2 protein-coding genes and 1 pseudogene are annotated in these 1,714 nt (G+C 66.0%); 2 read left to right on the forward strand and 1 reads right to left on the reverse strand.

Translation table 11 applies throughout. The features are described 5' to 3' along the window. Window positions 1–365: 365 nt before the first annotated feature. A pseudogene (locus RMO04_RS21195) lies at window positions 366–491 on the forward strand (PEPxxWA-CTERM sorting domain-containing protein); the annotation flags it as partial. A gap of 127 nt (window positions 492–618) precedes the next feature. On the opposite strand, the gene RMO04_RS14340 reads toward RMO04_RS21195, so the two are convergent. Then, window positions 619–1,479, reverse strand: a complete 861-nt coding sequence (locus RMO04_RS14340) for an NmrA family NAD(P)-binding protein (RefSeq protein ID WP_309645450.1) — start codon at window positions 1,477–1,479, stop codon at window positions 619–621. Window positions 1,480–1,556: 77 nt separating this feature from the next. Between RMO04_RS14340 and RMO04_RS14345 the strand changes: the two genes are divergently transcribed. Beyond that, on the forward strand, window positions 1,557–1,714 hold a 158-nt coding region (locus tag RMO04_RS14345), incomplete at its 3' end, for a LysR family transcriptional regulator (protein WP_309645451.1).

The raw sequence follows: 1,714 nt of genomic DNA on the forward strand, positions 1-1,714 counted from the left end.
GCTCAGGCGTGAGGGCACCCTCGACGAACGCCGCGTGTTGTCCGCCTTATCCGTGGCGATTGCCGGGACAGACTGTCCGAACCGGGCCAATCCGAGGCGCGGTCGAAAGTTGAATGAGCGTCTGGTTTCGGGAAACGGCGAGGACGAAGTGAATGTCCTTCACACTGTTCGAAAGCGGCGGAGTCCAGGTCGTGACGCCATTGGCGTCCGTGTTCTTCTTCCAGAAAGGGCTTGATGCGGGCTTTGGCGTGAACGCGCTGCCCTCTCGCGGCTTCTCCATCGACAACTACAAGTACACCATGTGGTCGCGGGGCGGGGCGGGCAACCAAGGGATTGCCGACATCACCACAAGCAGCACCTTCGACGCGATTCCCGAGCCGTCTACCTGGGCGATGATGATCGGCGGCTTCGGCTTGCTCGGCAGCCAAGCCCGGCGACGGGACGCTCGGATCCTTAGCTTCTCGGTCGGAGTGAGGCGGGCCTGGCGCTGAGGGCTATCGCCAGGCCTTCGTCTAAAACCATGCCGGATCAGCTTATCACCCGCGGCGTGAAACGCGTGAGCCAGATACGATGGTTAGAGCAGCCTAATCGACGTCGCGGGGCTGAACCACGCCGACATCAGCCAGCCCAGGAGTGAACCGTTTCCTCCAACGTCCTGCGACCTCGCCTCGTGTCCGCCGCGCCCGAGAAGCAAACATGGCCCGAGTTGATCCCGTCGTACATCTCGGCGAGCAGCTTTGCGTAGGCGCGCCCCAGGCCGGCCCCGGCCAGCGTCTTCTCCCAGGCTTCGCGCGGCACCGGAACGGCCGCGACGTCACGGCCAAGAGCGTGCGCCATGGCTTCCGCCGCGTCGTTCGCCGACCGGTCCTCGGGCCCGGCAAGCTCGACGATCATCGGCGGAGCCGTCTCGGTCAGGAGTGCTGCAGCGGTCTCGCCGATGTCGGCCGTCGCGACTTGAGGGCGCCTGGCGTCCAGCGGCTGGAGCATGGAGGGCAGGATGCCCTGCTCGCGCGCCAAGCCGAGCACCGCGCGCCAGTTCTGCTGGAAGAAGCTCGGCCGTAGAAAGGTGACGTGCTGGATGGCTCCGGCGAGGATCTCTTCCGCAAAGTGTGATCCCAATATCGGGCCCGTGCCTGCCGGCAGGTGCGCGCCTTCGGACGATAGGAACACGAGGCGCTCCAGGCCCGCCGCGCCCGCGGACGTGCGCAAGGCGGTCGCGACCTCACGATAGTAGGTCAGCGGTTCTGGGTGATGCGGATTTGGGGGCACCAGCGCATACGCGCCTTGAACCCCGTCGAAAGTGCGAGCGAGCGCATCCTCGTCGGTGACGTCCCCTGTGATCAGTTCAACGCCGCGCTCCCGCCACGCCGCCGCGCGGGCGGGATCCCTGACGAGCGCACGGACCGAGTGCCCGGAGTCGAGCAACGCGTTGGCCGCCGCCGAGCCCGTATTGCCGTTGATGCCGATGATCGCGAACATGCTGCGCCTCCAAGTGACCGAGGCGCTACTTGGTCGACACGCTTGCATGCGGCCAATGCAATGATGATATCCAAGCCATGCGCGACGTGCATATCCGCGGGCTCGACCTCAACCTGCTCGGATTGCTGGATCTGCTGCTCGAGCACCGCAGCGTGTCGCGCGCCGCGAGGGCCGCAAACCTGAGCCAGCCGGCGATGAGTAGGGCGTTGGGCCGCTTGCGCGCGATGTTCGGCGA

Origin of the sequence: Phenylobacterium sp., from assembly GCF_031412415.1 — a bacterium.
GTDB lineage: Bacteria > Pseudomonadota > Alphaproteobacteria > Caulobacterales > Caulobacteraceae > Phenylobacterium.

Coding starts and splice junctions, on each gene's coding strand:
- RMO04_RS14340 (WP_309645450.1), bottom strand. CDS start 1,479: ATGTTCGCGATCATCGGCATCAACGGCAATACGGGCTCGGCGGCGGCC.